This is a genomic window from Natronospirillum sp. (assembly GCF_022565775.1).
Lineage (GTDB): Bacteria > Pseudomonadota > Gammaproteobacteria > Pseudomonadales > Natronospirillaceae > Natronospirillum.
Map to the genome: position 1 here is coordinate 1 of NZ_JAIUMC010000139.1, position 5452 is coordinate 5452.

6 protein-coding genes and 1 pseudogene are annotated in these 5452 nt (G+C 59.2%); 1 reads left to right on the forward strand and 6 read right to left on the reverse strand.

Going from position 1 to position 5452, the window contains the following annotated elements; genetic code table 11:
* Positions 1-428: pseudogene (locus LAT62_RS15735) on the forward strand (hypothetical protein); the annotation flags it as partial.
* Positions 429-466: 38 nt separating this feature from the next.
* Here LAT62_RS15735 and LAT62_RS15740 read toward each other — a convergent pair.
* The 6 genes from LAT62_RS15740 to LAT62_RS15765 all read right to left on the reverse strand — a co-directional run.
* On the reverse strand, positions 467-904 hold the full coding sequence (locus LAT62_RS15740) for a hypothetical protein (RefSeq protein WP_293386079.1): 438 nt from the start codon (positions 902-904) through the stop codon (positions 467-469).
* A 5-nt stretch (positions 905-909) separates the two neighbouring features.
* Complete coding sequence (locus LAT62_RS15745; RefSeq protein ID WP_293386081.1) at positions 910-1224, reverse strand: hypothetical protein; 315 nt, start codon at positions 1222-1224, stop codon at positions 910-912.
* Positions 1139-2572 (reverse strand): reverse transcriptase/maturase family protein, encoded by a 1434-nt coding sequence (locus LAT62_RS15750; protein WP_293386083.1) that lies wholly within the window; start codon positions 2570-2572, stop codon positions 1139-1141. Before LAT62_RS15750 ends, LAT62_RS15745 begins: the two co-directional genes overlap by 86 nt.
* Positions 2573-2956: a diversity-generating retroelement protein Avd gene (avd, locus tag LAT62_RS15755; RefSeq protein ID WP_293386085.1), complete on the reverse strand. Its 384-nt coding sequence runs from the start codon at positions 2954-2956 to the stop codon at positions 2573-2575.
* A 57-nt stretch (positions 2957-3013) separates the two neighbouring features.
* Positions 3014-4381 (reverse strand): SUMF1/EgtB/PvdO family nonheme iron enzyme, encoded by a 1368-nt coding sequence (locus tag LAT62_RS15760; RefSeq protein WP_293386087.1) that lies wholly within the window; start codon positions 4379-4381, stop codon positions 3014-3016.
* Positions 4381-5452 (reverse strand): hypothetical protein (locus LAT62_RS15765; protein WP_293386089.1); only part of this gene is annotated, 1072 nt, incomplete at its 5' end. The genes LAT62_RS15760 and LAT62_RS15765, both read right to left, overlap by 1 nt.

Below are 5452 nucleotides of genomic sequence, written 5' to 3' on the forward strand. Positions count from 1 at the left end.
AGCACCAGAAGACCACGGCACTGGCGGTCGAGCACATGCTACGGGATTGGGGTGTGCGTGTGGAGCGGGCAGAAAATCCAAGTGAGCTGCTGGAAAAAGTGGAAGAGGCTCAGGCTCAGCACACCGGATACGGCGCCGTCATCATTGGCCTGACCCGGCACCTGATGAACTCCAACCAGTACCGCGAAATGATCCGCAAACTGGAAGTGGACTGCGACTGCCGGACCCTGATCCTGACGCCCACACTGGACCACCAGGATGCCATGTTGACGCCACTCGCCAGCGGACACATGACCAAACCTGTCTGCCGGGAGCCCATGTACGACGAGTTGTTTGTGCTGCTACATGGCGAGCAGCGGGGTGTAGCGCCGCGACATATTTGGCACCGTCAGGCGCGATATTTGGCATTCAGATTCCCTTCCGCATAGGGCAATAAAATTCAAAATACAGCAAATCAGTTTGCGCGTCAGCGGCTAGCCAATATGTTGGCTGCTGGATACAGATCTCGCGGGGTCACCCGCCTTGCAGAAACACCCAGGTTTAACCCTCCCGCCTCCAACGCAGCCGCTACCAGTTCAGAACAGAACCATCGGTCCTCGTTGTGCCAGTTTGCTCGAAAAGGCAGGGCGAAGACGCCACCCCAGTCATAGGGTTTGCCGAGCTGATCCTGCAGGAACAACCGGCAGCTATCTGCATCAGGGATCGCTATAGCGACCGTTTCAACACGTGACCAGGCCCCACCAAACAGGTCGGCACGGCGATGGATCACGCCGCGCCGCGTCAACGCCTCGTAAACGATGCCGTCGACCTCGATGGCGACATGGTTGAACGGGCTCATAGTTCCGATTCTGATGACCGCCGCCACCAGGCCGCCTGAGCGGCAGAAGTGAATTTTCACTGGCATGCTTCTCACTTAATTTTCGCCGCCGCAATGAACAGCTGATCCAGCTGCTCGGGCGTCATATTGAGCTGAGCTCCAACGTAGTCCACGAAGGCCGATCGACGGATAAAGCCTGCTTCCTGCCAGGCAATCTTCAGCTGAGGGTCATCGCTACCCGCCACAACCGCCTCGCACTGATCGAGTAGGCCCGCATCAAGCAGTGCAGCCTTTGCCTGGTAGCGCGTTACCTGCATCCGTTCACGCCGCTTTCTTAGCGCCCACTCTTCGTGGGTTTCGACTGCTGTTTCTTCTTCCGGCATCAGTTCCTGGCTCTCGGTGTCCATCAGCGGATCTCCTAAATGTTGCCTTGTTGAGCATGGCGGCAAGCGCCTGGACAGCGCTGCCGTGCCGGGCGTGATTCACCCAGCTGTGAAGGTTCTGGCGGATTTCCGCCAACTCGATATCGCCACGGGAGTAGTCAGCCTGCCATTGCTTTAGCTGGCGCCGAAAACGGCGAAGGCTGGCGCGGCGGAGGCGGCGACTGTCAGGCCACAAATGGAAGCCAAGGAAGTCCAGCCCCCTGCCGCCGGCGTGCGATACGGGGAACACTGAGGTCTTGTTGTTGGTGCTGAGCGCCAGCTCATCCTGCAACCACCGCTCCGCATCAATGCGCAGAGCCTGCAGGTGGCGCTTATCCGGGTGCACCACCACGAAATCATCCATATACCTTATGTACCAGCGTTCGCGCTTTCGGCACTTGATCCACTGATCAAAGGCATCCATATAGATGTTGGCGAAGAGCTGGCTGGTCAGGTTGCCGATCGGCAGACCCTTCCCAGGGCGCCCTGGCTCGCTGTAACTGCATACAATGTTTTCGATAACGGCCATCAGCCGGCCGTCGGATATCCGCTTGCGCAGCAATCTCAGCAAGATCTCATGATCAATGCTCGCAAAGTACTTGCTGATATCGGCCTTGAGCACGTGAACCCTGCCATGCCGCCTGAGGCAGTCGCGAAGCATCTGCTGGGCCTTGTCTGCACCGGCATGCGTGCCACGCCCAACCCTGCAGGCATAGCTGTGACCGATAAATCGAGCTTCCCAAATCGGCTCTATTGCCGTGACGATGGCGTTCTGAACCACCCGGTCACGGAACAGCTGCAGCGCCGTTATCTTCCGGTGTTTGGGCTCCGTGACGTAGAAGCTGCGATAGGGGCCGCAGCAATACTGCCCCCATATCAGCTCGTTCTGCAGCTGGATGAGATTGCCCTCCAGGTCGCGCTCGAAGTGGCGGCAAGGCCAACTTTTCCGCTTGCCCTTTCTGGCCTTCATGTAGGCAGCGTACAGAGCTTCAAATGTGATGATTTCTTCAAAGATTCCGTTGAATGTCTTGGCCATTCCTTTTCCTTGTGAGGCGAGTACTGCAGGCCTCTCCGTGCTAGATACTACGCGCAGCACTCTGAATATATTTCGGCTCCTGCCGTGGAATTGGCGTCCTTTCAGCTGGGCACTGGGAGCACGGCCGTAGCCGTGCAACTTCTGGCCACTCACGAGCTGAGAGCGGGGGCGAAACCCGATGTTGTTGTTCGAGTTCGTGCGCGCGTTGTTGAGGTTCAACGCGCCCAGGCCGGCATTCGCGCCATTGTTGCGATTGCCGCCACGATACGGGAGCCACTTAACGCCAAGCCCTTCCATTTATCTTCCCTGCCCCTTTGAGGCCGCCTGTCGCCGGACTGCCTCCTGTTTCATCCACCGCATCCACTTGCCGAGGTAGCACCCGATCTGGTCGTTGTGGCGTGACCAGACCTCGTACTGCTTGAACGGCAGAAAGCCCAACTCTTTGCTCAGGCGGACCAGCGAGCGCAGCAGATCCAGCTCCGAATCCAGATCCTGCATAGTGGTCTTTTTGTAGTAACGGCGATTACACACAATGACTAGGCGCAGAATGCTGTACATGCACTGCCGAATCTCAGCCGACAACACATGCTTCTCGGACTTCGGGAACTGCCGCAAAGCGGCGTACCCGTAGCGGATCATTTCCTCCACCTTCAGCCTGATTTGCAGGTCTTCCTGGTTCATGAGCCTAACTTCCTAACGCCCTGCTACCGCAGGGCAAGCAGATTTCAGGGTTACGGATTACGGATTGCGAAAGCGGGGGCGAAACCCGATGCTGCTGCTCGAGCCCGTGCGCGCGTAGCTGAGGAACAACGCGCCCAGGCCGGCACTCGCGCCATCGCTGCGATTGCCGCCACGAAACGGGAGCCGCTCACCAGTAAGCGATGCCCAAAAGCTACCCGCCGGATCAGCGGCACCCTTAGGTACGACGAGCGCCCGCTTCAGCGCCTGATCAGCACCAACAGTTGACATACCCGCCCAGTTTGAGCCCGAGGAGGCGGGCATATCCCACAGCGTGTCAGCGTATCCGGACTCGCTCGGGATCGCGTTATCGGGACTCAGGAGCACCCGCGCATCCACCATCTTCATGCCGGATAGCCATTCCCAGACATTGCCCACCATGTCCGCAATACCCGCCATAGTTTGATCATGCCTCCATTGCACAGGCCCCGAGCCTGTCAGCGTATTGCCCACGCCAGAAGTGTCACCAGGCACTCCATTGTCCTGGCGCGTCCCGGTCTCCCAGCGGTTATCGTGATGGCGGCCATGATTGGCGTTGCCGCGCGGCTGAAATCCGTTTGCCATGCACCACAGCGCGATTGCAGCCCAGTCCCAGACCGTCATGAGATCAAAACCTGCGCCGGCCTGCTGGCACGCAGCACGAGCGGCATCGTAGGTAATGCTAACCCGAGGCGCTAGGCCCGGCTGGCTGACAGCCTCGCCATTGATCACAGCCGCCTGATACGCCCCCACCCAGATCTCCGCATCCTGCTGGCCATCAAAAAGAAAAGCCTCGTGCACGCCGGTACCGAGCTCACCGCCGGGCGCAATATCTTCACAAAGGAACTTGCCCTGGCGCACGAAATAGCTCGGCTGCCCGCTCGCCGTATAGAAGACAGTCATGCGGCCGCCGCTCGCGGCCTCGACAGAGCGACGAAGCCCGTCCAGGAGCGCGGGGGCTTGGGGGAGCGCGGCGTCAATGGCTTGCTCGACTTGGTCCAAACCAGAGATCTGCGCGGCCTGATCCCGAAACGCCTGCGCCTCTCCAGCCTTTGTCGTCGCAGTGGCTGCGCCAGCTGCCGCAGTATTGGCAGCCGCCAGACTCTCGTCACGCATACCCGATACAGCAACTCGATCCAGCTCAGCCTCCTGAGCAGACTCCGTAGCTGCAGCGGCACTCTCGCCAGCACTTACAGACGACTGGCCAGCGCTTTGCGCGTCCTGGGCCACTTGCTGCACGACTGATGAGACGTAGTCTGCCTGCTCCTGCAGCTGTTGCCGGTGCGGCTCCAGGGCCTGTGTAAAGGCAAACGCCTTGCTATCAAATACCTCGCCCGGATCTGTGGGGCCCGGGGCGGCCGGTAGGGGTGTGCTTTGGGGTGCGGACATCAGGTTAATCCCTCCACTTCGATGGTGCAGTCAGATACAGTTGGGCGCTTCAGGACGATGTCGAAGCTGCGGAAAAATCCGTACACGACGGTTTCCCGGCGGGCGTCATCGCCGATGAACACGGTAGGGGTTGCTCTCAGGTTGGCGAGCAGTTGCTGAATCCACGCGACCTGGCTCGTGCGCACGCTGACTTCGTAGTTTGCGCGCTTGCTGAATTCACGCTCGACGACGTCGAAGACACCGAACTGGTCACGCTCTTTGCGGCTGAAATCCAATATGCCGACACCGGTCTCAAACATCGTGTCACCGATCCGGCGGACCTGACCGGCAACCAGCTCGCCCAGGCGCGAGACGCCTTCCAGGCCAAACACCACAACCCGCAAGGTAGCGCCGCGATAGGGTGGCAGGGACGACAAGACATACTCGGATTTTATGCCTCGCGTCAGAAAGAAGTGGCTATACCAGCCGTCTACACCCGAGCTGTCTTGCAGAGGTATCACGCCCGTGTCGTAGACAACCGTGTCGTCATCCAACAACTGAATCTGCACGGCCGCCCCACGCACCCCGAACAGACCAACGCCATCGATGAGATCCGGGGCTGCGATTGAGACAACCAGGTCTCCATCCACTTCTGTATACGTGCCAATCTTGCCGTCAAACATACGCAACGGATTGATCACGCCCAGCCGCAACCAGGTTGGCGGCTCCAGCTTGGCACCCACATCCGGCCGATCATTGTTATCAACCAGCGCTTCATAGTTCGCAGACTGATAGGTGTACCTGTCGCCGGTCATCACAGAGGGGTTGACCTGCTCCAGGAGCTCATTTGTCACCGTGTCGACAATGCGGTAACCGCCGCCAGCCCGAGCCAGCGCGATTGCATAGTCATCGCTGTAAAGCAGCCGACCTGTGAGCGCATCAAACGCCGCTGGCAGGTTCTCTATAAAGGTGTAATTTGCGGCCGCAAACCGGCGATAGCGGGGCTCTCCGGTCGCTTCAACAATCACGCTGTTGCCGTCTTGGGCCAGTGAAAGTGACAAAACTGAATTGCCAGCAATGCCCGCTGGGGCA

Excerpts from the sequence above, each read along its gene's own strand:
- avd (WP_293386085.1), bottom strand. The coding sequence starts at position 2,956 with ATGAACCAGGAAGACCTGCAAATCAGGCTGAAGGTGGAGGAAATGATC.
- LAT62_RS15740 (WP_293386079.1), bottom strand. The coding sequence starts at position 904 with ATGCCAGTGAAAATTCACTTCTGCCGCTCAGGCGGCCTGGTGGCGGCG.
- LAT62_RS15750 (WP_293386083.1), bottom strand. The coding sequence starts at position 2,572 with ATGGAAGGGCTTGGCGTTAAGTGGCTCCCGTATCGTGGCGGCAATCGC.
- LAT62_RS15745 (WP_293386081.1), bottom strand. The coding sequence starts at position 1,224 with ATGGACACCGAGAGCCAGGAACTGATGCCGGAAGAAGAAACAGCAGTC.
- LAT62_RS15760 (WP_293386087.1), bottom strand. The coding sequence starts at position 4,381 with ATGTCCGCACCCCAAAGCACACCCCTACCGGCCGCCCCGGGCCCCACA.